General features: G+C 59.1%; 16 protein-coding genes and 1 pseudogene. 5 read left to right on the forward strand and 12 right to left on the reverse strand.

The genetic code is table 11. The features are described 5' to 3' along the window. Nucleotides 1-166: 166 nt before the first annotated feature. From trpC to AB3X39_RS10680, 4 genes and pseudogenes are all read right to left on the reverse strand, one after another. Entirely contained in the window at nt 167-958 is a 792-nt protein-coding gene (gene trpC, locus AB3X39_RS10665) for an indole-3-glycerol phosphate synthase TrpC (protein ID WP_369417361.1), read from the reverse strand. A 16-nt stretch (nt 959-974) separates the two neighbouring features. Further along, nucleotides 975-2,006, reverse strand: coding sequence for an anthranilate phosphoribosyltransferase (gene trpD, locus AB3X39_RS10670; protein ID WP_369417362.1), 1,032 nt, complete (start codon nt 2,004-2,006; stop codon nt 975-977). A gap of 39 nt (nt 2,007-2,045) precedes the next feature. After that, on the reverse strand, nt 2,046-2,612 hold the full coding sequence (locus AB3X39_RS10675) for an anthranilate synthase component II (protein ID WP_369417363.1): 567 nt from the start codon (nt 2,610-2,612) through the stop codon (nt 2,046-2,048). A gap of 312 nt (nt 2,613-2,924) precedes the next feature. Further along, a pseudogene (locus AB3X39_RS10680) lies at nt 2,925-4,109 on the reverse strand (dihydroxy-acid dehydratase domain-containing protein); the annotation flags it as partial. A gap of 974 nt (nt 4,110-5,083) precedes the next feature. Between AB3X39_RS10680 and AB3X39_RS10685 the strand changes: the two are divergent. Further along, nucleotides 5,084-12,934, forward strand: a complete 7,851-nt coding sequence (locus tag AB3X39_RS10685; RefSeq protein ID WP_369417364.1) for an RHS repeat-associated core domain-containing protein — start codon at nt 5,084-5,086, stop codon at nt 12,932-12,934. 31 nt (nt 12,935-12,965) lie between these two features. Then, nucleotides 12,966-14,591: an amidohydrolase family protein gene (locus tag AB3X39_RS10690; RefSeq protein WP_369417365.1), complete on the forward strand. Its 1,626-nt coding sequence runs from the start codon at nt 12,966-12,968 to the stop codon at nt 14,589-14,591. 41 nt (nt 14,592-14,632) lie between these two features. Here the strand turns inward: AB3X39_RS10690 and ilvD are convergent, their stop codons facing one another. The 3 genes from ilvD to AB3X39_RS10705 all read right to left on the reverse strand — a co-directional run bounded on the left by ilvD (nt 14,633) and on the right by AB3X39_RS10705 (nt 17,312). Then, nucleotides 14,633-16,492: a dihydroxy-acid dehydratase gene (gene ilvD / locus AB3X39_RS10695; RefSeq protein WP_369417366.1), complete on the reverse strand. Its 1,860-nt coding sequence runs from the start codon at nt 16,490-16,492 to the stop codon at nt 14,633-14,635. Between the two features lie 80 nt (nt 16,493-16,572). Continuing rightward, complete coding sequence (locus AB3X39_RS10700; protein WP_369417367.1) at nt 16,573-17,010, reverse strand: type II toxin-antitoxin system VapC family toxin; 438 nt, start codon at nt 17,008-17,010, stop codon at nt 16,573-16,575. Beyond that, nucleotides 17,007-17,312, reverse strand: coding sequence for a type II toxin-antitoxin system Phd/YefM family antitoxin (locus AB3X39_RS10705; RefSeq protein WP_369417368.1), 306 nt, complete (start codon nt 17,310-17,312; stop codon nt 17,007-17,009). The genes AB3X39_RS10700 and AB3X39_RS10705 overlap by 4 nt, the downstream gene beginning before the upstream one ends. A gap of 103 nt (nt 17,313-17,415) precedes the next feature. Here AB3X39_RS10705 and AB3X39_RS10710 point away from each other — a divergent pair, with 103 nt between their 5' ends. Together AB3X39_RS10710 and AB3X39_RS10715 are read left to right on the forward strand one after the other, a co-directional pair. Next, nucleotides 17,416-18,087 carry an NAD(P)H-binding protein gene (locus AB3X39_RS10710; protein ID WP_369417369.1) on the forward strand — a complete coding sequence of 224 codons (672 nt, stop codon included), beginning with the start codon at nt 17,416-17,418 and terminating at the stop codon, nt 18,085-18,087. A gap of 309 nt (nt 18,088-18,396) precedes the next feature. Further along, the gene (locus tag AB3X39_RS10715) at nt 18,397-19,113 is read left to right on the forward strand and encodes a hypothetical protein (protein WP_369417370.1); all 717 of its coding nucleotides are present in this window, start codon (nt 18,397-18,399) and stop codon (nt 19,111-19,113) included. Nucleotides 19,114-19,206: 93 nt separating this feature from the next. Here AB3X39_RS10715 and trpE read toward each other — a convergent pair whose 3' ends face one another. The 5 genes from trpE to AB3X39_RS10740 all read right to left on the reverse strand — a co-directional run bounded on the left by trpE (nt 19,207) and on the right by AB3X39_RS10740 (nt 24,931). Then, nucleotides 19,207-20,697: an anthranilate synthase component I gene (trpE, locus tag AB3X39_RS10720; RefSeq protein ID WP_369417371.1), complete on the reverse strand. Its 1,491-nt coding sequence runs from the start codon at nt 20,695-20,697 to the stop codon at nt 19,207-19,209. A gap of 271 nt (nt 20,698-20,968) precedes the next feature. Further along, the gene (locus tag AB3X39_RS10725) at nt 20,969-21,700 is read right to left on the reverse strand and encodes an ABC transporter ATP-binding protein (RefSeq protein WP_369417372.1); all 732 of its coding nucleotides are present in this window, start codon (nt 21,698-21,700) and stop codon (nt 20,969-20,971) included. Continuing rightward, nucleotides 21,697-22,974: an ABC transporter permease gene (locus AB3X39_RS10730; RefSeq protein WP_369417373.1), complete on the reverse strand. Its 1,278-nt coding sequence runs from the start codon at nt 22,972-22,974 to the stop codon at nt 21,697-21,699. Before AB3X39_RS10730 ends, AB3X39_RS10725 begins: the two co-directional genes overlap by 4 nt. 8 nt (nt 22,975-22,982) lie before the next feature. Continuing rightward, nucleotides 22,983-24,056, reverse strand: coding sequence for an efflux RND transporter periplasmic adaptor subunit (locus AB3X39_RS10735; RefSeq protein WP_369417374.1), 1,074 nt, complete (start codon nt 24,054-24,056; stop codon nt 22,983-22,985). Continuing rightward, complete coding sequence (locus AB3X39_RS10740; protein ID WP_369417375.1) at nt 24,053-24,931, reverse strand: pirin family protein; 879 nt, start codon at nt 24,929-24,931, stop codon at nt 24,053-24,055. The genes AB3X39_RS10735 and AB3X39_RS10740 overlap by 4 nt, the downstream gene beginning before the upstream one ends. A gap of 107 nt (nt 24,932-25,038) precedes the next feature. On the opposite strand from AB3X39_RS10740, the gene apaG reads away from it, so the two are divergent. After that, entirely contained in the window at nt 25,039-25,413 is a 375-nt protein-coding gene (gene apaG, locus AB3X39_RS10745) for a Co2+/Mg2+ efflux protein ApaG (protein ID WP_369417376.1), read from the forward strand. Nucleotides 25,414-25,426: the final 13 nt, after the last annotated feature.

Consider the following 25,426-nt stretch of genomic DNA (forward strand, 5'->3'; position numbering starts at 1 on the left):
CCTTGGGCGACTCGCGCATCCACCGCCTGACCCAAGGAGCGCCCCTTGGGTGAAGCAAGGAAAGCCTCGATCACCTCACCCCAGCCCGGGGCGACATCGCACAGCAGCGCCTCGGCCAGCGGACGCGCGAGCCGGTTATCCGGCAACAAAGCCGTCTCAGCCGCGCTCATCCGCCAAACAACGCCGCCAGCGCCATCCCCGGATCGGGCGCGCGCATGAACGCTTCGCCGACCAAGAAGGCATGCACGTTAGCTGCGCGCATGCGCGCCACATCTTGTGGCCCCAAGATGCCGGATTCAGTCACCAGCAAGCGGTCTGAAGGCACGTCCGCCAGCATGCCCAGCGTGGTGTCGAGGGTGACGTCGAAGGTGCGCAAATTGCGGTTGTTGATGCCCACCAGCGGTGTCTTGAGGCGCAGCGCGCGCGCTAACTCCTGCGCGTCGTGAACTTCGACCAGCACGCTCATGCGATGCGCCAACGCCACGGCCTCTAAGTCGGCCATCTGCGCGTCGCTCAAGCACGCGGCGATCAGCAAGATGCAGTCCGCCCCCATGGCCCGCGCTTCGTGCACTTGGTATTCATCGATCATGAAATCCTTGCGCAGCACCGGCAAAGCGCAAGCAGCCCGCGCTTGCTGCAAATAGGCCACCGCGCCTTGGAAGTAGGACACGTCGGTCAGCACGCTCAAGGTGGCCGCGCCGTGACGCTCGTAGCTCGTGGCAATCTCGGCAGGACGGAAATCGGCACGGATCACGCCCTTGCTTGGGCTGGCCTTTTTGATCTCAGCAATCACAGCGGGTCGTGCTGCGGCCACCTTGGCGCGCAAAGCGGCTTCAAAACCACGCACATCGGTGCGCGCTTCAGCCTCAGCCCGCATCGAGGCCAAAGAGCGCTGGGCCAAAGCAGCACGCAACTCGTCTTCTTTGGTGGCGACGATTTTCTTCAGGATGTCAGTCATGGCGTCCGACCCGATCTCAGAACTTGAAGGATTGCGTCACGGCCACAAACTGGCTCAGCCGTGCCAAGGCCTTGCCCGAAGCGACCACCTCACGCGCCAGACGCACGCCGTCGCCGATAGAGGTCACCACGTCAGCGGCGTACAGCGCCGCGCCCGCATTGAGCAGCACGATGTCGCGCACGGGACCATCCTCGCCCGCCAAGGCGCGCTGGATGCACTGCACCGATTCTTCCTTGTTGGCCACGCGCAGCACCCGGGCGTCATACACCGGCAGACCGAAATCCGCAGGGTGCACCACGTACTCAGTGATCCGGCCGTCCTTCAACTCACCGATCATGGTTTCGCCCGAGAGCGAGATTTCATCCATGCCGTTCATGCCATGGACGATCAGCACATGCTCCGAGCCCAAGCGCTGCAACACGCGCACTTGAATACCCACCAGATCAGGATGAAACACACCCATCACCTGATTGGGCGCCCCGGCCGGGTTGGTCAGCGGCCCCAAGATGTTGAAGATCGTGCGCACGCCCAACTCTTTGCGCACCGGCGCAGCGTGGCGCATTGAGGCATGGTGATTCGGCGCAAACATGAAGCCGATGCCGCAGGCGTCCAGCGAGGCCGCCACTTGTTCGGGCGTGAGGTTGATGTTGGCCCCCAGCGCTTCGAGCACATCGGCGCTGCCTGAACTCGACGACACGCTGCGCCCACCGTGCTTGGCCACGCGTGCGCCGCCAGCCGCCGCCACAAACATGGCGGTGGTTGAGATGTTGAAGGTGTGCGCGCCGTCACCGCCCGTGCCGCACAAATCCACCAGATGCGTCTTGTCGCTCACCGCCACCGGCGTGGCGAATTCGCGCATCACTTGGGCCGCCGCAGCGATCTCACCGACGCTTTCCTTCTTGACACGCAGGCCCACGGCCAAGGCCGCGATCATCACCGGCGACATCTCGCCGCTCATGATGCGGCGCATCAGGCTGAGCATCTCGTCATGGAAGATCTCGCGGTGCTCAACCAGTCGGACCAAGGCTTCGGTGTTGGTGATTGTCATGTTCGTGCTCTCTTCAGCGCTATTCATCAGGGCCACCCATCAGCGCATGGCCAGGAAATTTTTCAACATCGCGTGCCCGTGCTCGCTCAGGATCGATTCGGGGTGGAACTGCACCCCTTCGATCGCCAGCGTCCGGTGGCGCACGCCCATGATTTCGCCGTCGGCGCTGGTGGCGGTGACGACCAAATCGTGCGGCAGCGTGGCCCGCTCAATCGCCAGCGAGTGGTAACGCACCACGCTGAACTGCGCTGGCAAGCCGGCAAACACGCCGTGTTGATCGGTGGTGATCGTCTCGGCTTTGCCGTGCATCTGCACCTGCGCCCGCACGATGTTGCCGCCCAAAGCAGCACCGATGCTTTGGTGACCCAAGCAGACACCGAGGATCGGCAGCTTGCCCGCAAAGTGGCGGATGCTTTCGATGCAGATCCCGGCCTCGGCGGGCGAACAAGGCCCCGGCGAAAGCACCAGCCGGTCAGGTTTCAACGCCTCGATCTCAGCGATTGAGATCTCGTCATTGCGGTGCACCCGCACGTCTTCTCCGAGTTCAGCAAAGTACTGCACCAGATTGAAGGTGAAGGAATCGTAGTTGTCGATCATCAGCAGCATGAAAGCTCACTCCTGTGGATGGCGCATGGTGACGGTCTGGGCCCATGACACGTGGGCTGACGCAGCCAGTTCAACCAGCGATAAAACACAAATCAGGGACATCGGGATAGGCAGCGCGCCCGATAAGGCGCCGGGGGGGGGGTCAGGCTGTAGGCTGACGCCAACGCTGACGCCCGATGAGCATGGAGAGGGGTGTGCACATGGAGAGCATCAGACCATTATCACCTGCATCGACCGTCTTCGCCCCCTTTGGGAAAGGGGGCCGAGGGGATGGACGCCCCTCTAGAGACATCCATCCCCATCAAATCCACATCAATCCAGCAGTGAGAGATCCCGCACCGCGCCCTTGTCGGCCGAGGTCGCCAGCTTGGCGTAGGCACGCAGCGCCGCCGAGACCTTGCGCGGACGCGGCAGCACCGGCTTCCAGCCCTTGGCGTCCTGCTCGGCACGGCGGGCGGCCAGCTCGTCATCGCTCAGCAGCACGTCGATGCGGCGGTTCGGGATGTCGATGCGGATGCGGTCGCCGTTGCGGATCAGGCCGATCGCGCCGCCGGCTGCCGCTTCCGGCGAGCAGTGACCGATGGAGAGGCCCGAGGTGCCGCCCGAGAAGCGGCCGTCGGTCAGCAGCGCACAGGCCTTGCCCAGGCCTTTGCTCTTGATGTAGCTGGTCGGGTAGAGCATTTCCTGCATGCCGGGGCCGCCCTTCGGGCCTTCGTAGCGCACCACCACCACGTCGCCGGCCTTGACCTGGTCGGCCAGGATGTTGGCCACCGCCTCGTCCTGGCTCTCGACCACGTGCGCCGGGCCTTCGAACACCAGCAGGCTGTCATCGACGCCGGCGGTCTTGACCACGCAGCCGTCGATAGCGATGTTGCCGCGCAGCACGGCCAGGCCGCCTTCTTGCGAGAAGGCGTGTGTGCCGGAGCGGATGCAGCCTTCAGAACGGTCCAGGCTCGGCCAGCGGGTGGCCTGGCTGAACGCGACCTGGCTCGGCACGCCAGCCGGGCCGGCCATGTAGAAGGTCTTGACGGCGTCGCTGGGGGCGCGGGCGATGTCCCACTGGTCCAGCGCGTCCTTCATGGTCTTGGCGTAGACCGTGGGCACGTCGGTGTGCAGCTTGCCGGCGCGGTCCAGCTCGCCCAGGATGGCCATGATGCCGCCGGCGCGGTGCACGTCCTCGATGTGGTACTTGTTGGTGTTGGGTGCGACCTTGCAGAGCTGCGGCACGACGCGCGACAGGCGGTCGATGTCGGCCATGGTGAAGTCGATCTCGGCTTCCTGGGCGATCGCCAGCAGGTGCAGGATGGTGTTGGTCGAGCCGCCCATCGCGATGTCGAGCGTGATGGCGTTCTCGAACGCCTTGAAGCCGATCGAGCGCGGCAGCACGCTGGTGTCGTCCTGCTCGTAGTAACGCTGGCAGAGTTCGACCGCCAGGCGGCCGGCGCGCTTGAAGAGCTGCTCGCGGTCGGCGTGGGTGGCGACCACCGTGCCGTTGCCGAAGGGTCTTCTTATGGTTAGCCCTATCTACACACAGACAGACTACAGGCGCAATATTGACAAAAAGTCACGGAATCAATCTGAATCAATGAGTAAATCTTGACTTCAGATTTATTGTGTGAGTTCGCAATAAAGCAAGTAGAACATGTAAAGACCGTCTGAGAGGGAAAGTGCATGACCGTTACAGCGTCCAAATCACTCAAAAAAAGATGCACTTCCGATGCTGTTTTGATCAATTTTTTTGGAAGCTTATCCTCTCCTCCATGGAAAATTTCACTTGCGTTTGGGTTGGTTGTCACGGGGACGTCACAGGCTTCTGCACAGGCTGATGCACCGCCCCATGATTTTTCAGACCTTGGACCCCATTTCATCATTGCTTCCGGTCTGGGCATAACGAATGAATTCAGAGACCTCCTGCTGCAGAAGTCAGCGTCCGTACGCTTGGGAGGGACGGCGACTTACCGAGGCTGGTCACTGTCAGGCGCGCTGGATCAGTCCACACAATCTGCGGAACCTCGCGCCTATGAGTTGTTGGCGACATACAGTCACAAGCTGCCTTACATGGACCTGCATATTGGGATTGTGCATGCACGGATTGACGGCATTTATTCAAGCGGGTGCACGGCCGCGAGCCTAACCGCCAGTTCAAATAGTCTTTCATCCACAAAGCTCGATATAACAGTCCAAAACGACCTTTCTGGAACGTGTCGTTTGGTCTCGATTGGCGCCTCGCAAGTGATGTGGCGGGGCGGCATTTATCAGATAGATTTCCGCGCAAGTGCCAATAGCTGGAAAACGGACGTTCTAAAGACCGACGGGTGGTCAATACGACTGATGGGAAGGTCGCAGCTGGATGCAAATCAAAGCTTGCACTACCACGTTGGGTATACCGACTCAAATCTAAACCAAGGCACCCTGCAAAGTAGACCGAGTGGAGCAACTGTCGGTATAAATTATGTCTGGGAGTTCCGTTGATGGATATACGCTCCACTCGTTCACTTCTGGATCCAATATCCAAGGTGCGCAACGCATTAAGACTTGCCCTATTCACGTTCACTCTGCTTGTTTGTGGCTCCGTTGAGGCGGTATCAGTCAGCGTTACACCAGGTACAACGGACGGTCAGGTGAACGTGGGGCCGGACGGCAGCGTAGGCTATTCAATCCCTATCCGTGTTCCGCCAGGCACTGCCGGAATCGAGCCAAAACTGGTCCTCGCCTACAACAGTAGAAGCGGCCCGTCGGCGTTTGGATTCGGTTGGTCAGTTGGAGGCATATCCTCGGTTCAGCGAGGACCGCGGAACATCCCCGAGGACGGAGCCGTTCGTGGCGTTTACCTTGATCAACAAGACGCCCTCTATCTGGACGGCGAGAAGTTGGTGCAGGTGTCAGTGAATGCTGATGGGTCGCGAGAGTTTCGAACAAGAATCGACAACTATTCGCGAATCCGGGCATATGACTGGAATGATCGAGGCCCACAACGGATCGTGGTCAACACGAGGGCAGGCCTCAAGCTCTCCTTCGGCAGTGCGAGCTCTTCGAGAGTGAGGCAGGGGCCAAACGGCCCAATATTGACATGGCTATGCGATCGGATCGAGGACAGTGTCGGCAACTACATGACCTTTGCCTATGTTATCGAAGGACTTGATCATCGGCTTCTGGAGGTTTCGTATACAGGCAACGACCAAGCAAAGCTGCAGCCCTACGCAAAGGTCGCTTTCGAGTACTCCACAATTAGCCCATACGATATCAGGTACGTGTTGGGGGCTAGGGTGTCCCAAAAGACACTGTTGACGCGTATCGTTAGCTCATATCGAGGCAAAGTACTCCGCGAATACAAACCGACTTTCGAAGCGGCCGACAAATTCCGGCCAGCGCAGAAGTTGCTATCTCTGACCGAGTCAGGCTCTGATGGTCTCTCGTATCGGCCACTTCAATTTCTGTACTCTAGTGCTGCGGGCGGCTGGAAAGCGATCGAGAAAACTCTTCCAGATGACGTTGTGAACGTTACTGGAAAGCAGAATTTTGAATTCGCAAATATACAGGGAAAAAACGGTCTAGAGCTTTTCTACCGCTTTACCGCAGCCGGTCAGAGTGTAAGCGGCGCTTTCGAGTACGAGACCAGCGCGCATCCGGTAACGCTCGACACGAAGTGGAACCCGCCCGTTGACTTGGTGGGCAAATCCTATCTGGTCGCTGATCTCGACGGTGATGGATTCGACGACATCCTGACAGACGACTTCACCTACTTATCCGATCAAAGCAAGGGCTGGCGGCAGATTGCAAACGCAGGGCTGGGTTTCAAGATTTCTCGTGATGGCCGCTATTTGCGCACGTGGATCGACTTTCAAGGCAAGAGGCAGCCCGTTCTTCTTTGGTCATCGCCGAACCAGACCCCGAAGTCCGGCGCAGCCCGCCTAGTTGGGAACCAATGGGTTCAGCTTCCAGAGTTCGCGCCTCCGCTTCCGTTCTCAACTGACGCTGATGGTCAACTGAATGGCGCTTATGCCCTGGATGTGGACTGCGACGGGGGGCTCGAGCTCGTTTACAACTTTCTAAAGGTCGACGGTACGGCTGTTCGAAGTGCATTCCGGTCAACACCTAAAGGTTGGGATCCACTCAAAGACATTCAGACGTTAGTGCCGTTTGACCCCGTGCCACATAGCGCAGCACTAAAGCTGGCAGACATTAATGGCGACACCTGCAAAGATGTTGTCATTGCCTATAAGGTCGGCAGTCGATCGGTTCAGCAAGCTTGGCTTGCGACGAGCAAAGGATTTCAACTCGACTCGCGCCCTCTCCCCGATACCTATTTTTATCGTAAGACCGGCTTAAATGCAGGGCAACTACTTGCTGAGATGGGCGATCTCCGAGGGGACGGCGTTCAATTTATCTTTTGGCGTGAAGGCCAATCGTCTGCTGGACCGAAATCAGGCGCGTACAGGATTGACGCAAACGAATGGGTCTCTGAGAGCTCGTATGTGCCCCCGGAACCTTTGCTCAACAGTGTCGCGGAACGAAAGTCCGCTTTCGCTGCAATTCAATTGCTCGGCAAGGGCAAGACTCAGCTTGCGTACTTCAAGGATCAAGGTCGCCCGAGCATCTACAGTTATTCCAGTGGACGTTGGCGCATTGATGCGCAGCTCACACCACCGGAAACTATCGCTCAATTTGATAAGGCCGATCTCGGCGTTCGATTTCCGGACCTCAATGGCGATGGATTCGCAGATATCGCATATACCAAGAAGACATCGGACGGAAAGCTGGTCAAAGTTGCTTATGTGTTTCAACCTGGAAGCGATAAACCCTGGTTTCCTGATCCGCGATACCAGTTCCCGCGACCAACGTTTTCGGAGGACCTAAAGGATACCGGCGTATTTCTTGTCGATATCAATGGAGATGGATTAACTGATCTGTTGTATGCGTATCAACCTGCAGATTCATCCAAGCCGCCTGTACTTGAGGCATATGTAAATTGCAGCTTAATGCCGGAATGCAAAAACAGCATTCCAGTGAATCAAGAGGGCGGCTATTGGAAAAGTGTCACGGATCCAATATTCAAAGGTCGCTACGCTGGATATGTTCCACCAGTTCCGTTCGCCCGAGAGGGGGTTGGCTCTTTGGGTGTACGCGCTGTTGATATCAATGGCGATGGCTTGACTGATCTTGTCGTATCTAGGGAAGAGGATGATCCTCAAGGGATTCCCCATCTCGTTCAAAGAGTCTTCCTAAACAGAATCGAGACCAATGCGGCCGGTCAGAAGGTCGGTAGATGGGTCGAATCTACGGGAGTCGACGTGTTGCCTCCCGTTCCATTTGTTCGTCCATATCGGAAAGATCTCGGCGAATCCGGGAGTCCACTTTCAGCCGTTAGAGACAATCGCGTTGAGTTGATAGATGTTGACGGAGACCGACTTCCAGACCTGGTCTATCGATTCCGTTCGGCGGTTCCGAAGAGGGAGACGGATGAAGAAAAGCAGCAAAGGATCGCGGATGGCCGCCCACTTCCTTTTGAGGAGAAGTGGATTCAAGGTGCGTACTTGAATCGAAATGGAAAGTGGATATTCTCGCCGTCTTATACCCCTTTACATCGCATCGACTCTGACGATAGCGATGCAGCTTCTAGTGCAATATCGGCGACCCAAGTTAGTTTCCAGGACGTTAACGGTGACGGACTACCTGATCTGATTTACGCAGAGCGTTGTGAAGGCTCTTGTTCCCAGGCGGTCAATAAGACATACCTGAACACAGGGGCCGGTTGGATATACGAGAAAGCCTACGATTTGCCGGTTGATGCCTTGATGAAGAATACCAAGGGCGACCAAGGCTACAGGCTGTTAGATGTCAACGCGGATGGTTTGGTCGATGTCGTTTACCACCGCATACTCACCAACGGAACGCACGAGAAGGGTGTCTACTTGAACTCTGGCGTTGGGTGGATCAGCAAACCCAGTCAGTCGGACGCAGATCTCGATGCCTATGCCCCCCCTTTGCCCTTCGCTGAAGAGGGTCGGGGGGATCTAGGTGTGCGTCCACTGGATCTGAACGGAGATGGCATTGTTGACCTAGTGCAGATCTACAAGCGAAGCGCGTCAGAAACCGCATCCGCCATCTGGATCAACGAGCCATTCGCTGCCCCTGATAGTCGACCCTACAAGACCGATCTCCTAGCCGAGGTAGTAGATGGCCTCGGACGGCAATCCAGTTTGACCTACCGCTCCTACATTGGGATAGCGTTTGATCAAGCGGGCGCGGCGCTCAAGGCATATTTTGGAACAAAGGCTGACCAGCAAGACGAAAGAAGTCCAGAGTATCCAGTTCTCGATCCGCCGATGCCTGGATACGTCGCTACAGATTTGAAGGTAGTGGGTCCCGGGGTTCCTCAGCGCACGTCGTCCTATAAGTACAAAGGCTATCGCGTCGATACCAGCACGGGAAAGTCGTTCGGATTCTCAACTCAAGAAATAACGGATCAGGAACGCAAACGAAAGACCATCGTCAAATTTGTGCAGCAGGATGGTCTTGTCGGCAACATCTCCTCCACATTGGTAACACAGGAGCTGCGTGATGGATCGAAAGTTGAGATCTCGCGATCGAACTCAAGCTTTTCCCAGCTCCGCCGAACCGGGCTTCCAATTGACGGAGGCTTCACGCCTGAAATTGTACGAGTCAAGCTTGATCGAACAGAGAGCACGAATGCCGACTTGAAGGGTGCTGCCCTAAGCAGTCAGCTTGATGAGTTCACATACGACGACAACGGCAACCCAACCAAGATCAAGACGACATTCGCCGATGGATCAGGGTCTGAAACCACTAACCGGTATGACGACAACTTGGTGGACTGGCATCTGGCCAGACTCACTGGCTCGTCCGTCATGCAATTTTCGCCAGGCAAGCCCTCTCAGACCAGGCGCGCCGCGTTCTCATATTCGCCCAAGACTGGCCAATTGGTCAAAGAGGCGTCTCTCGTGGGTTCGCCATCAGAGTCAGTAATCGAGTACGAGCGCGATCTCTTCGGCAACAAAATGACGTCTCGCACCTCCGTCAAGACTGGCGAAGCGGTGCGTTCGTCTCGAGTGAAATACGACGCCCTGGGGCGCTTCCCTATTTCCACCACGAATAACCTCGGCCACACATCCCGGGCGGAGTTTGATGAGGTTTCAGGCGCGATCACCAAGAGGATTGATCCGAATGGGCTTCAGCAAATCGTTCGCTACGACTCTCTGCGGCGCGTCCGTCAGGAAATTGATGCAACCGGTGTTGTGACGGCAACGCAGACTGATTTCTCCGGCTCCGGTGAACTGGCATTCACAGTAACCAAGCAGGTCGGAACGCTTCCTCCCACCGTATCCGCTCACGATGCGGCTGGGCGCCCGCGCTGGCAGTCCTCAACTGGCTTCGAAGGCAAGGCGGTGATCGTAGAGTTCGGCTATGACGCCTTGGGCCGCCTTGTCCGTTCGACTCTCCCACGATTTAAGGGGGACCAGGCGCGATCAACAGTGCGGCGGTATGACGAGCTGGATCGTCAGATCGAAGAGCGTCGCCCGGATAGCGTCGTCTTGTCCACGCGCTATGAGGGACTGAAGACGATCGCTGTTGATCCGCTCAAGCGTGAGACCGTGATCGAGAAGGATGCGCGAGGGAGAACCTCGCTCACGGTCGATCCATTTAAGGGGCGCACCCAGTTCGAATTCGACGCTTCAGGCAAAGCGACGCGCATCGTCAATGCCCTTGGCCACGTTTCGACAGCGGAATACAACCTCGCCGGTCAACGCATCGCGCTGAATGATCCGACTCTCGGCCGATGGATCTACAAGTACAACGGCTTTGGGGAGCTCGTTGAACAAACCGATGCCCGTGGGGAAGTGGTCAATCTCAAGTACGACGGGCTTGGGCGTTTGGTTGAGCGCCGCTCCAAAACAGACGTCGCCAACTACGAATTCGACCAAGGCCCGAGCGCCATCGGTCGCCTGGTGGCAGTCAAATCCTCACAGGGAGCGACGCGGGCCATCAATTACGATAGTTATGGGCGAGTGGGTGCTGTTGATCTCCAGGTGGGGACGGACCGTTCGCGCATCGAGCAAAGCTATGACGAACTAAGCCGACCGCTAGAGCGCAAATATTCGTCTGGCTTGATCGTGGCGAACGCCTATGACAACAGCGGATTCTGGCGCCGCGTGCTCATTGCCGGGTCGGCCCAAGCGAAGACCGCATGGGAGTCTCTCAATGTGGATGCACTCGGCAGAGTTACCGAGGAGCGATTGGGCAACGGCGTCGTCAATACACAGACGTTTGATGTTGACTCTGGACGTTTGACGGCATCGTCTGCGCGCAGCGCGACCGGAGCAGCCATTCAGGACTTCACGCTGGATTACGACCTGGTGGGCAATGTCTTGCAGCGTGCAGACCGCGCGAACAAGAAGACAGAGCGTTTCGAATACGACACGCTGAACCGCATCACAAGTGCTGCGCAAGTCATGGGAGAGCGCGTCACGGTCAGCTACGACCCGCTTGGGAACATCCTTCAAAAGTCAAACACCGGTACCTACCAGTATTGCGACAGCGAGCGGACCCGAACGCTATGCGGCTTGCAGGATGCAAACGGGGCGAAGTCCTCGTTCTCCTACGACGCCGCTGGAAACATGGTCCAGCTTGGCGACAAGAGGCTGGCATACGACTCGGAAGGACGGGTGACAAGCATCTCTGAAGGCCGCCGGAACCAATCCAGCTTCCGCTACGGCGCGGATGGCGAATTGATCACTCAACAGTCTCGCTCAGGGGAGACACGATTTGAGGTCACCTATCTCGGCGACACTGAAATCGTGAGAGAGGCCTATGCCCCTCCGTTCAATCCAACGCCTGAGCGCACCCGTGTGCGGCACTTCATCTCCGCGCCGACCGGGACACTGGGTTTCTTTGAGACAACCTATTGGCACTTCCCGTTCCGACATGCTGCGCCGATGTACAGCATGCTGGTGATGAACAACCCGCTGCGATCCAGTGAGGTCAGCACTGGCATGACCTACTTTGTAAAGGATCAATTGGGCTCACTTCGCGCGACGCTCAACGAACGCGGGGATGTGCTCGAGCGTTTTGACTACGACCCTTGGGGAAAGCGCCGACAAGCAGACCAAGGCGCCTATTTCTCCGTGCGACAAGGGTTCACAGGGCACGAGCATCTGGATAACCTGGAACTCGTGCACATGGGTGGGCGGGTCTACAGCCCTTCACTTGCTAGATTCGTCAGCCCTGATCCATTCATTCAATACCTCGGGTATTCTCAGTCGCACAATCGGTATAGCTATGTGCTGAACAATCCGATGCGTCTCGTGGATCCCAGTGGATATTTCTCCCTGGGCGACATTGGAAATGCTCTGGGAGGTTTGCTTCGCGGGGCGGCGGGCGTCGTTGGCGACGTGCTTGATGCTGTAGTTGGAAAGCCCCTTAGTTGGATTGGCGATCAACTTCATAAGGTGGGCAATTGGTTCCAACAGAACTGGAGGACTGTTGCAATAATTGCTGCGGCCGTCGTGCTCGGACCTATGGCAGTGTCGGCTTACGGGCTAGTAATGGGGGGAATGATATCCGGCGCTGCAGTTGGCGCGCTAGGGCCGATCCTATATGGCGGCACCATCGATGATGTGCTAAAGGGAGCTGCTATTGGAGCAATAACTGGGGCCATTACTGGAGGGGTTGCGCAGAAATTTGGATCCTCTTATTCCTTTCAACGAGTCTTTTATGAGGCTGCCAATGGTGGGCTCGGTTCGACTTTGCGCGGTCAAAGATTCGAGGAGGGGTTCAAGTTTGCTGCGATCGTCTCCGCGCTGAGTTGGGCAAATAGTGCTATGCGAAACGATCAGATCGGAAAATCAAAGGGGATCGGAAAAGATAGTCTTGGCAATGAGATTGATAACATTGGGGAGCCAGGCCAGAGCAAAGGATTCTTGGGCGATGGCTACAAGCTAGGTGGGGGGCGCTACCCAGAGGGTATCGATCTCAGTAAGCAGTGCGGTGCTGACTGTACGTTCGGTGGCTGGCAAGCAGGCCCTGGCAGTCTCGGTGGTTCTTCTTATGCAGCTGGGTCGTGGCAGGACTCAATCATTGAGTCCTACGCCGGCCCCCATGACTGGATGCGCGAGTACATTTCTCGAAGCACTTTGCAAAATGGCTTCGCAGCAAGTTTCTCGGGAGCACGTGCCGCAGTAGATAGTGCGGCGAACGCTGCATTAATTGTTCCGGCTACCTATTTTGCGGTCCCGGCTGCCGCGCCAGCGGCCGGGTACGAGATTCACTCGAGGTGCGGAACAGAGCTTCAGCGCTGCCGTTGATTGCAATTCTGATTATTGTGAAAAATTGATGATGACTTCCCACGTAAAAATGCATAGCCGCAGATCTTTGCTGCGATTGATTGCGGCCGTCCCCGTGCTTGGCATTCAAGGTTGCGCTTCGTTTTGGCCGTGTCGTAAGCAGGAGATATTGGCGGAGCTGCCATCAGGATTGAATGCAGTTTTTCAACCCGCAAAGATTAACAGAGCAGTCGGTTCTCCTGCGCATGTCATCGACGTACACGCACACTTCTTCAATGCTAGGGACGTTCCCATTCGAGGCTATCTTGCAGGCCCTGTCGCACACTCGAAGGGTGGAGTTGTTGGCGAACTATTGAAAGCACTGGCACCCATTGCTGAGTGGATAGGCAACACGGCACCGCGAGCCTTTGACGAATTCAATGAACTGTTAACGCTTGCCGGTAGCTCATCTTTCACTGTGATGAGTGAAGAAGAAAGATTTCGCATCCTTGATCAAAGGCGCGAGAAATATCTGCAGGAGCTTTCTGGCCGATTGTATGAACAGTTAAAAGCGGTTCCTGAATTCGTTCGCATCTACAACGAAACTCAGGGCGTAGCGCGTTCCCGTTTTCGGATTCAAGGGGTGGATGCGTCATCGTTAAATGAAACTTCATTGTTTAAAGCAATGCAGCGCGATCTCCAGTCGCAAGCGCCAGACGTGGAGTTGTACGGAGCTGAAGAGCCGCCTCCTTACGCCGACGGCGTGTTGGCTTTTGTCGGATACATGCTGAGCTATCGCTGGATGAATTTGGTGGCCTACCAACGCGCCTACAGCACCGGTGACTCGGCTTTTGGCGTGGACCAAGTCTTTGGCGCGCTTGTTGATTTTGATCATTGGCTAAAGCCACTGCCCCGCACAGCGCACGAGGACCAAATCAAGCTGCACCAGTTACTCTCGCAGCTGTCGGGCGGCTACATGCGACCACTGGTCGCCTACAACCCATGGAGCGATGTACTGGACAACGGGAGGACCTTGGCCCGCGTGCTCGACGCCCTGGATAAGCGCGGCTTCGTGGGCGTGAAGATCTACCCGCCCAATGGGTTCAGGCCTTTTGGGAACACCCATTCACCCAACATCCCTACAACGCCAGGCATGCCCTCAACTACTGACTTGGATCGGGTGCTCCTGAAGTTATGGGATGAGTGCAGCAAGCGGAACGTTCCTGTGATGGCCCACACCGGAAACAGCATGGGCAGTGATGACGCACACAACGAAGCTGCCGGACCCATCGGATGGCAAGCCTTGATCACAGAAAGAGGGTCGACTCATCCGGCCAAAGTCAACCTCGGTCACTTCGGTGGTGATTCGTCGCACGATAACTGGAACGACGAGCTCGCGAGGATGATGGCCACGCCTGAAGGAGCCGGACTGTATGGGGATCTCGGCTATTGGGATGAGTTGCGATGCCGAAAAGGACTGGCAACTTGCGCCGCACGACAGAAACTCGACAAGGCCGTGAAGGAGAATCCAGTAGTTGGCCAGCGGTTGATGTACGGCAGCGACTGGTTGATGCTCTCTCAAGAGCGTCGCTGGGATCGTTACCCATTCGAAATCTTGGCGGCGCTACCTGATGGGGTAAATCTGGATGCTGTATTCAGTAGCAATGCAAAGCATTGTTTCGCAGCATTGCAGTCTTGAGCCCACCGCGCCATGTCGGCGCGGCGGTTATCCGAGCGGAATCAGTCTTCCAGCTTCGACAGATCCCGCACCGCACCCTTGTCCGCGCTGGTCGCCAGCAGCGCATACGCCTTCAGCGCGGCACTGACCTTGCGCGGCCGTGCTTCGACCGGCTTCCAGCCCTTGGCGTCCTGCTCGGCGCGGCGGGCGGCCAGCTCGTCATCGCTCAGCAGCACGTCGATGCGGCGGTTCGGGATGTCGATGCGGATGCGGTCGCCGTTGCGGATCAGGCCGATCGCGCCGCCGGCTGCCGCTTCCGGCGAGCAGTGGCCGATGGAGAGGCCCGAGGTGCCGCCGGAGAAGCGGCCGTCGGTCAGCAGCGCGCAGGCCTTGCCCAGGCCCTTGCTCTTGATGTAGCTGGTCGGGTAGAGCATTTCCTGCATGCCGGGGCCGCCCTTCGGGCCTTCGTAGCGCACGATCACCACGTCGCCGGCCTTGACTTGATCGGCCAAGATGTTGGCCACGGCTTCGTCTTGCGACTCGGTCACGTGGGCTGAGCCTTCAAAGACCAGCAGGCTGTCATCGACGCCAGCGGTCTTGACCACGCAGCCGTCGAGCGCGATGTTGCCGCGCAGCACCGCCAAACCGCCCTCTTGCGAGAACGCATGGTCGCCCGAGCGGATGCAGCCGGCAGCGCGGTCCAGGTCCAGGCTCGGCCAGCGGGTGTTTTGGCTGAACGCGACCTGGCTCGGCACACCGGCCGGGCCGGCCATGTAGAAAGTCTTGACGGCCTCGCTCGGGTCGCGAGCGATGTCCCACTGGTCCAGCGCGTCCTTCATGGTTTTGGCGTGGACGGTCGGCACGTCGGTGTGCAGCTTGCCGGCGCGGTCCAGCTCACCCAGGATCGCCATGATGCCGCCGGCGCGGTGCACGTCCTCGATGTGGTACTTGTTGGTGTTGGGCGCGACCTTGCACAGCTGCGGCACCACGCGCGACAGGCGGTCGATGTCGGCCATGGTGAAGTCGATCTCGGCTTCTTGGGCGATGGCCAAGATGTGCAAGATGGTGTTGGTCGAGCCGCCCATGGCAATGTCGAGCGTGATGGCGTTCTCGAAAGCCTTGAAGCCCATGGAGCGCGGCAGCACGCTTTCGTCGTCTTGCTCGTAATAGCGCTGGCACAGTTCGACCGCCAGACGGCCGGCACGCTTGAAGAGCTGTTCGCGGTCGGCGTGGGTGGCCACCACCGTGCCGTTGCCCGGCAGCGACAGGCCGAGCGCTTCGGTCAGGCAGTTCATCGAATTAGCAGTGAACATGCCCGAGCACGAACCGCACGTTGGGCAGGCCGAGCGTTCCACTTCGGCCACGTCGGCGTCCGACACCTTGTCGTCGGCGGCCATCACCATCGCGTCGATCAAGTCGAGCTTTTTGAACTCCATCTTGTGCGTGGTCGGATTGGCCAATTGCACCTTGCCCGCTTCCATCGGGCCGCCCGAGACGAACACCACTGGAATGTTCAGGCGCATCGCCGCCATCAACATGCCCGGGGTGATCTTGTCGCAGTTGGAGATGCACACCAGCGCATCAGCGCAGTGGGCGTTGACCATGAACTCCACCGAATCGGCGATCAGGTCGCGGCTGGGCAACGAATAAAGCATGCCGTCGTGACCCATGGCGATGCCGTCATCGACGGCGATGGTGTTGAACTCCTTGGCCACACCGCCCGCCGCTTCGATCTCACGCGCAACGAGTTGGCCCAGATCCTTCAAATGCACGTGACCCGGCACGAACTGGGTGAAGGAATTGGCGATGGCAATGATCGGCTTGGAGAAATCGCCGTCCTTCATGCCCGTGGCACGCCACAGCGAACGAGCACCAGCCATGTTGCGGCCGGCGGTGGAGGTTTTGGAGCGATAGACAGGCATGGTCGGTTCTTTCTGAAGAGCGTAGGGGCAGCGATCCAACAGGGATCAGTCTCTTGTGAGGTCTAGGGTGGGATTTTCGGTCAATCGGCCGATCCATCGAGCCACGGATTGAACAAGACCACTCGCGACCGGGCGTAGTCACCTGTATCGCGCGTCACCACGGTCAAGCCGTGCAACAAACCTGTGGCGGCAATGATCAAGTCCGGTTGGGTGAAGGGATGACCACTCTGGCGCTCCTCCTCGACCAGCAACCGCCACTTGAACATCACATCCTCAGACACCGGCAAGACACGCTGGCCAAACATCGGCCGGACCTTGTGCGTTAGCCAGTCGTGCAATTCGGCACGGCGGAGCGGATCAGTCACCTTTTCAATGCCAAAGCGGATTTCAGCCAACGTTACCGAACTGATGAACAGCTGATCCAAGGCTTGGGCCGCCACGAAAGCCACCACACGCGGATCGGGACGCGGGCGGCGCAGTTCGGAAATGACATTGGTATCGAGTAGCCAGCCGTTCACAACACCACATCCCGAACAGGCATCGCACAGCGCGACACCGTTAGATCAAGGTCTGGCGAGGGCGAAGCTTGGAGCGCATCAATCAACACTTGACCCGTCTGCCCCCCCTGTAAACGGCGGAAATCGGCCGCGTCGAGGATCACCACCGCATCACGCCCATGCATCGTCACATGCTGCGGTCCGTCACTGTGCGCACGACGCACGACCTCGCTGAAACGGGCCTTGGCATCTTGAAGACGCCAGTATCCCGGTTGTGGTCCGGTGACGGCACGCGGAGGTGATGCAGGCTGTTTTCTAGTCATGGTGACCATGATTATCACGACACACCCCCGTTCGAGGCAGCGATACACTCGGCCGCATTTCTCCCTCAGCCTTCCCCCTCAGCGCCGCCCGATCAAGCTCGACATGAACATTCTTCTCTTCGGTGCCACCGGCATGGTGGGTCAGAGCGTATTGCGCGAGGCGCTGCTGGACCCGCGCGTCACCCACATTCGCAGCGTGGGCCGCACAAGCACGGGTCGCAGCCATCCCAAGCTCAGTGAGGTGGTGCAGGCCGATTTGTTCGACTGCACGCCCGTGGCCGATCAGTTGCAAGGCTTCGATGCGTGTTTGTTTTGCTTGGGCGTCTCGGCCGGCGGCCTGAGTGAAGCGGCGTACAGCCGCATCAGCTTCGACCTGACGCTTGGCGTGGCCAAGTTGCTGGTGGCGGCCAACCCCGCGATGCGCTTCGTCTATGTGTCCGGCGCGGGCACCGACAGCACCGAGCAAGGCCGGATCATGTGGGCGCGCGTCAAAGGCCGCACCGAAAACGCCCTGCTGCGTCTGCCCTTCAAAAACGCCTACATGTTCCGCCCCGGCCTGATCCGCCCGCTGCACGGCGTGCGCTCCAAGACCTTGGCCTACCGCCTCATCTACACCCTCACCCGCCCCATCCTGCCCCTGCTCACCCACTGGCTGCCCGAACACGCCCTCACCAGCGTCCAAGTCGGCCAAGCCATGCTCAACGCCGTCATCACCGGCACCCACCCCAGCAGCGTGCTTGAGAGTGGCGAGATTGGGCGGATGGCGCGCGGATAACACGCACAGCGTCAGGCACCGACCATGCTGCGTGTTACACAAATTCTATAAAACCCCAACGGTTTCGCTACCGATTTGGACCATTCACACGAATTTGATAACGGCAGACCCTACACCGCGACCCATCTAGCCGCCATCAACATCATCATTTCGGCCTGCCACATTGGCAGCGTGTGTGAGAACGGGAGATGGTGCAAGGTACAGTGTCAATGTAGGAGACATTATTATCGGGTATGGTGGCTACAGAAACCTGTTCTTCAAAGCAACCACTAATCACATGAAAGAATAATGCGCTTAAGAATCTTATGCATGGACTGCCCTAGCAAATCAACCCCTCAGATTAGTCACGTAGAATTTCGTGATGACAGCCGCTACGAATTGACTTGTTCTTCCGGACATAGAACAATAACAATACTTCAATCTCAAAAGTTCGAGGTTCTCTTTGAAATTGGATCTTACGCCATTATTGACGGTTACTATCGAGAGGCAGTATCATCATTCACATCCAGTCTAGAGCGGTTCTATGAATTTGCCATTAGAGTATTTCTCTACAAATCATCTGAATCAGATAATCTATTTCAACAATGCTGGAAATCAGTCAGCAGCCAATCAGAAAGGCAGCTAGGCGCATTCTCACTCATGTGGGCAACTCAATTCAATAAGCTCCCAAAGCTACCATCAAACAACAATTACAAATTTAGAAATGATGTTATCCACAAAGGCAGGATTCCAACAAAGGAAGAAGCCATAAATTATGGCGAAGATATACTACATATCCTTCAAGAAGGAATAAATGCCCTACGCAAACAATTTCCAATAGAAGTCAAAGAAATAGTATTTTTTCACGTACGTGACTCTGCACACAATTCAGACAAGAGCGGAACAATAGCCACGCTATGCATACCAACTTTGGTTACCATAAAAGAAAATAAAACAGACACAAATCTTATGGAATATATAAATAAACTTGAGCAACAAAAAAAGGCAGAGGCCTACGCAAACCAATACATACACAACCGGATTTAAAATCTGCCACACCAAGATGACAAAATATTTGTTGCTACTCTAAAGAACGAGGCCTCTCAGCGCCTCGCCCTCACCTATTCATCCACCCGCCCCTCAAAACCCCTCTTCCACCAATTCCGCTGCGCGGATGACGGCGCGCATTTTGACTTCGGTTTCTTTCCATTCCATCTCGGGGATGGAATCGGCGACGACGCCGGCGCCGGCTTGGACGTAGAGGGTTTGGTCTTTGATGACGCCGGTGCGGATGGCGATGGCGACGTCCATGTCGCCGGCGAAGCTGAGGTAGCCGACGGCACCGCCGTAGATGCCGCGCTCGCTGATTTCGAGCTGGTCGATGATTTCCATGGCGTGGATCTTGGGCGCGCCGCTCAGGGTGCCAGCGGGGAAGCTGGCGCGCAGCACGTCCAAGCTGCTCATGCCGTCTTTGAGCACGCCTTCGACGTTGCTGACGATGTGCATCACGTGCGAGTAGCGCTCGATGCCGAAGGCTTCGGTGACTTTGACGCTGCCGGTTTGGGCGAGGCGGCCGATGTCGTTGCGCGCCAGGTCGATCAGCATCAAATGCTCGGCGCGCTCCTTCGGGTCGGCCAGCAGTTCGGCTTCCAGCGCGGCGTCAAGCTCCGGCGTGGCCCCACGCGGGCGGGTGCCGGCAATCGGGCGGATGGTGACGATCTTTTCCGGCTTGCCAGCCACTTGCCGGGCCTCTTGGCGCACCAAGATCTCGGGCGATGAGCCAACGATCTGGAAGTCGCCCATGTCGTAGTAATACATGTAGGGGCTCGGATTCACCGAACGCAGCGCCCGGTACAGCGACAACGGGTGCTCGGTGTAGGGCTTCTTGATGCGCTGGCCGATGACGATCTGCATGCAGTCGCCGGCGGCGATGTACTCCTTGGCCTTCAAGACCGCCGCTTCAAAGTCCTCGCGGGCGTATTCGCGCTCGACCGGATGGCTGGCGCTGCGCTTGACCGGCGGGGCGGTGACGCTTTGGCCGAGCTGCGCGGTCAGATCACGCAAACGCTGCGCCGCTTGGGCATAGGCCCCGGCTTGGGCAGGATCGGCGTAGACGATCAGATACAGCCGCCCCGACAAGTTGTCGATCACCGCCAGCTCTTCGGTTTGCAACAGCAAGATCTCGGGCGTGCCGATGCCCCCGGGCAGGCGCGTGTCGGCGAGCTTTTTCTCGATGTAGCGCACCGTGTCGTAGCCGAAGTAACCAGCCAACCCGCCGCAAAAACGCGGCAAACCACCGGGCGGCAAGGCCACCTTGAAGCGCTGCTGATAGCGCTCGATGAAGTCGAGCGGATGGCCCTCATGGCGCTCCACCACCACGCCGTCGGTCACCACCTCGGTCACGCCCAAGGTGGTGCGCAACAGGGTACGGGCCGGCAGGCCGATGAAGGAATAACGCCCAAAACGCTCGCCGCCCACCACCGACTCCAGCAAGAAACTGCGCGGCTGACCGCCAGCGAGCTTCAGGTAAAGCGACAAGGGGGTTTCGAGATCGGCAAAAGCTTGGCTGACGAGCGCGATGCGGTTGTAGCCCTGCTCGGCCAGATGTTGGAATTCAAGTTCGGTGATCACGTTGGATGCTCCGCAAGCCACCAACCTTGCAGCGAGCAGACCTCCGGCGCGGGGAGAGACGCGTGCAAGGCCGAGGGCAGACTGGGTTCAGAAGCAGCGGGGGGTGGGCCGCAAAAGGGCTCGGGTTCCCGGCTGGAAAAACATCAGCGCCTGGCGATCAGCGACGCCAGGGCCAAGCTCCCCGGTCGCTCGACCTGGGCAGGCATGCGTGGCCGTGAAGGCAGCCGTGATGACGTTGACGCGGGGTGAACATATGGCCGCAGAGTGTAGCTCAGGCACCCGGCAACCAAGCCAGGTCAATGCGCCCATCGACGATGGGAATGCGCCGATCAGCCGCCGATGAGAAATTGGCATCGTGCGTCACCGCAATCACCGTTTTGCCGAGGTCGTGCGCCAAGTCGCGCAGGATGTCGCGCACGTTGGTGCTGGAGACCGAATCGAGATTGCCGGTGGGCTCGTCGGCCAAGATCACTTGCGGATCGTTGGCCAGCGCCCGCGCAATCGCCACCCGCTGACGCTGCCCACCCGAGAGCTGATGCGGAAACTTGCGCGCCTGATCGCGCAGATCAAAGCGCCCCAGCAGCTCCAAGGCGCGCTCACGCGCGGCTTGGTCGCTGAGCCGCGCCAGCTTGCGCATCGGCAGCAACACGTTGTCGAGCACGCTGAACTCGGCCAGCAAAAAGTGAAACTGAAACACGTAGCCCAACCGGGCCAAGCGGAAATCGGTCAGGGCGTCTTCGTCAAACGCACTGGTGTCTTGGCCGTCGATCCAGATCCGGCCCCGACTCGGCATGTCGAGCAAGCCCAAGAGGTAGAGCAGCGAGGACTTGCCCGAGCCCGAGGGGCCCATGATGCAAACGAACTCGCCACGCCGGATCTCCAGATTGACACCCTGCACCAAGGTCACTGGCACCTCGCCCGCCAGCTCCCGCCCCACATCCTCGGCGCGGATCATCACGTCATGCCGGTCGCCCACACCAGCCACACCAGCCACGCTACTCATGCCACCCCCCGCAAAATATCCACCGGGTGAACCCGCGCCGCCCGCCGCGCCGGCAGCCAAGACGCCGCCACGCAAGAAAACATCGCAAAGGCCATGGCAAAACCGAACTGATCCAGACCGCGCCACACCGGCAAATGCGTCAGCTCTTGCACCCCGGGCAATTTCAGCGCCACTTGGCCCAAGGCCTCGATCAAGCCCCAACCGCACAACATGCCCGCTGCGCTGCCGATCAAGCCGACGATCAAGCCTTCAAGCAGAAAAATGTTGCGGATGTCGCTGGCGTGGAAGCCCATCGATTTCATGATGGCGATGTCGCGGGTCTTTTCCATCACGATGGTCGAGATGGTGTTGTAGATCCCAAAGCTGGCCACCACCAAAATGGCCGAGACCACGCTGTACATGATCAAGTTGCGCACCAACAGCAAGCTGATGAAGTCTTCAGACGCTTCGATCCAGGACACGCTTTTGTAGCCGCTGGAAGCCTCGATGGTCTGCGCCACGGTTTTGGCGTCGTAGGCGTCGGTGAGCTGCACGATGATGCGATTGACGCGGTTTTCACGACCCAACAGCGCTTGGGCGCGCTTGAGCAGCACAAAGGCTTGGCCTTCGTCATACCCAGCGTTGCCGGTGCGAAAAATCCCCACCAAGCGCAGCGAGCGACTCGCCCCTTCACCGGCCACCACGTTGATGGTGCTGCCCAAGTGCAGGCTGAACTTGTCCACCAAGCCTTGACCCAAGATCACACCGTTCGGGTTGGCGCTCAGGGCATCAAGCGTGCCGGCGATCATCTTGGCGTCGATGGTGCTGACGGCGTGCATTTTCTCGGGCACCACGCCGCTGAGCGACACCGCCTGCTGGCGGCCCGCAAAGTTAAGCACTGCCGAGCCCACCAGCACCGGCGCAGCGCGCAGATCGGGCAAGGCCTCCACCGCAGCCAGTCGCTCGCGCCAACCGCGAATCCCCCGGGTCTCGCGCTGTGGCTTGACGTGACGCACCTCGACCGCCGCCTCGGGCCAGCGCAGCTCAGCGGGCTGAGCCTGGGCTTGGCGGTATTCGTCGTAGACGGTGATGTGCGCGCTGTTGTCCACCAAGCGCTGCAAAAAGTCTTTCTCCGAGCCACGCATCAGCGACGAGACCGCCAAGAAAAACGCCACCCCGAGCACCACCCCCGTGAGCGACACCAAGGTCTGACGCTTGCGGCTGGTGAGGTGCCCCAAGGCGACATCCACCGCCACCCGCAGCGCGACGTGGAAAGCCGCTAAACGCGTGTTCATGCGGGTGTTCATTTCAGGGCTTGCGCCGCATGCACAGCACGCACAACACGCACATGCAGGCCCTCTTGCAGCGCCTCGGTGGGCTGCAACACCACCTGCGTCCCCGCGTGGATGTCCGAGCTGATGCCGCCCGAGATGATCTCGATGCGCTCGGTCGTCTTGACGCCCAGCCGCACGCTGTGGCGATGCAACTGGCCCTCGGGGCCCACGCTCCAAAGCAGCGGCTCATGGGTGGCAGGGGCTTGCACCGCCTGCGCCGGCACCAAGAGCGCTTGCTCGCGCCGGGCGATCAAGATGTTGGCGTCCATGGTCATGCCGGTGCGCAGCGCCTGCATGCCCGCCGTACTGGCCTCTTTGAAGCGAATACGCACCCGGTAGCTGCGCGCCACCGGATCGCCTTTGGGCGTAATTTCAGCCACTTCACCGTCAAAAAGCTGTTGCGGCAGGGCGTCGGTACGCAAGCTGACCGACTGACCGATCTGCACCCGGCTGATGTCTTCCTCGTCCACTTCGGCTGCCACCCGCAGCGGCGCGCAGCACGACAAGGTGAACACCGTTTGACCCGCCGCGATGAACTGGCCTTTCTCGCCATCACGCTTCAAGACCACGCCGTCGGCAGGCGCCGTGAGCACGCTGTAGCTGCTCAAAGCGCGGGCGCGCTCCAAGGCGGCGCGGGCAGCGTCGAGTTCGGTGCGGGTGCGGTCGAGTTCAGCGGGCGAGAGGAACTGCTGCTGCACCAAGGTGCGGGTGCGGTCCAACTGCGTCTGGGCCAGCTTGGCGCGGGCCTGCATCTCTTCGACCGTGTGCTGCAAATCGTCAGCGTCCAGCCGAGCCAGCACTTGGCCCTTGCGCACGGCAGCCCCTTCATCGACGTCCAGCGTCAAGAGCCGCCCGCCGCTGCGCGGCGACACCGGCACCATCACGGTCGGCTCGACCATGCCGGTGGCGTAGACCGCCTCGATGGCCGGGCCTTGGGTGACAACCCCCACCTGCACGGTCATCGGTGCCAGCTTCCACCACGCCACGCCGGCCCCACAGGCCAGCGCCACGAGCGTCCATCCACCCCACTTCAAGATCTTCACAGCCGCCCCGCCCGGAAATCAGTCAACGCCTGGCGGATTTCCGCTTCGGTGTTCATGACGAATGGCCCATATTGCACGATCGGCTCGCCCAAAGGTCGGCCGGCGATCAACAACGCTCGCGCTGGCGCCGCGCCCGCCGCCAAACGCACGCCGTCCAGATCAGCGCCGTTGGCCAAAAGCGCCATGCGCTGCGGCCCCACCGGCGTGGCGGCCTCGGCTGGGCCGATGGCCAACTCCCCCCGGTAGACGTAGACAAAAGCGTTGTGTCCCGGCGGTAACGCCTGCTCGAACACCGCACCCGGGGCCAGATGCACGTCGAGATAGATCGGCGCGGTCGCCTCACGCTCGACCGCGCCCGCCACACCGTGGCTGCTGCCCGCGATCACCTGCACATGCACCCCGGCGTGGTCAAAGCGCGGGATGTCGGCGGCCGGGATATCGCGGTACCAAGGCGAGCACATCTTGTCGTGTGCTGGCAGGTTCAGCCAAAGCTGGAAGCCTTCCATGCGGCCTTCTTCTTGCTCGGGCATTTCGCTGTGGACGATGCCGCGCCCGGCGGTCATCCACTGCACCGCACCGGAAGTCAACAGCCCCGCGTTACCGGCCGAGTCGTGATGGCGCATGCGTCCTTCGAGCATGTAGGTCACGGTCTCAAAACCGCGATGCGGGTGGTCGGGAAAGCCGCCGATGTAATCCGCCGCCGCGTCGCTACCAAAGGCGTCGAGCATCAAAAAGGGGTCCAGACGGCGTTGCAGATCTTGCGTCAGCACCCGGGTGAGTCGCACGCCATCGCCGTCATGGGTTGGGCGACCCAGCACTTGGCGTTCCACCGGACGGGGAGCCAACAGCGGGTCAGCGGGTAGAAAAGGGGCCATGGAGATCTCCTCGAACATGTGGATAACTCGACACGAAGCATTCGGATGCCCGGGTCGCATCAGGGGCAACCCCATTCTAGAAAGAATTGCCCTCCTAGAATGGTCACATGGAACATCCTGAATTCACTTGCACCGTCGTCACGCAGTACCTGCCGGAGCAATCTGACGCCGGGCAGCCGCTGTACGCCTTCAGCTACACCATCACGATCCGCAACACCGGCAACGTGGCCGCACAGCTCGTGGGGCGGCGCTGGCTGATCACCGACGGCACCGGCAACACCGAAGAAGTCCGCGGCCTTGGGGTGGTCGGGCATCAGCCGCTGATCGCCCCCGGCAAAGAATTCACCTACACCAGCTGGACCCAACTGGCCACGCCACGCGGCTTGATGCGCGGTACCTACTACGGCATGACCGACAGCGCGCACGCTTTCGAGAGCCCGATTCCGCCCTTCGAGCTGGCCTTGGCTCAAGCCCTGCATTGACGCACCCCCGCTG

It is taken from the genome of Leptothrix ochracea (assembly GCF_041083635.1).
Taxonomy (GTDB): domain Bacteria; phylum Pseudomonadota; class Gammaproteobacteria; order Burkholderiales; family Burkholderiaceae_C; genus Sphaerotilus; species Sphaerotilus ochraceus.

Coding starts and splice junctions, on each gene's coding strand:
- trpC (WP_369417361.1), bottom strand. CDS start 958: ATGACTGACATCCTGAAGAAAATCGTCGCCACCAAAGAAGACGAGTTG.
- trpD (WP_369417362.1), bottom strand. CDS start 2,006: ATGACAATCACCAACACCGAAGCCTTGGTCCGACTGGTTGAGCACCGC.
- AB3X39_RS10675 (WP_369417363.1), bottom strand. CDS start 2,612: ATGCTGCTGATGATCGACAACTACGATTCCTTCACCTTCAATCTGGTG.
- AB3X39_RS10685 (WP_369417364.1), top strand. CDS start 5,084: ATGGATATACGCTCCACTCGTTCACTTCTGGATCCAATATCCAAGGTG.
- AB3X39_RS10690 (WP_369417365.1), top strand. CDS start 12,966: ATGACTTCCCACGTAAAAATGCATAGCCGCAGATCTTTGCTGCGATTG.
- ilvD (WP_369417366.1), bottom strand. CDS start 16,492: ATGCCTGTCTATCGCTCCAAAACCTCCACCGCCGGCCGCAACATGGCT.
- AB3X39_RS10705 (WP_369417368.1), bottom strand. CDS start 17,312: ATGACTAGAAAACAGCCTGCATCACCTCCGCGTGCCGTCACCGGACCA.
- AB3X39_RS10710 (WP_369417369.1), top strand. CDS start 17,416: ATGAACATTCTTCTCTTCGGTGCCACCGGCATGGTGGGTCAGAGCGTA.
- AB3X39_RS10715 (WP_369417370.1), top strand. CDS start 18,397: ATGGACTGCCCTAGCAAATCAACCCCTCAGATTAGTCACGTAGAATTT.
- AB3X39_RS10725 (WP_369417372.1), bottom strand. CDS start 21,700: ATGAGTAGCGTGGCTGGTGTGGCTGGTGTGGGCGACCGGCATGACGTG.
- AB3X39_RS10730 (WP_369417373.1), bottom strand. CDS start 22,974: ATGAACACGCGTTTAGCGGCTTTCCACGTCGCGCTGCGGGTGGCGGTG.
- AB3X39_RS10740 (WP_369417375.1), bottom strand. CDS start 24,931: ATGGCCCCTTTTCTACCCGCTGACCCGCTGTTGGCTCCCCGTCCGGTG.
- apaG (WP_369417376.1), top strand. CDS start 25,039: ATGGAACATCCTGAATTCACTTGCACCGTCGTCACGCAGTACCTGCCG.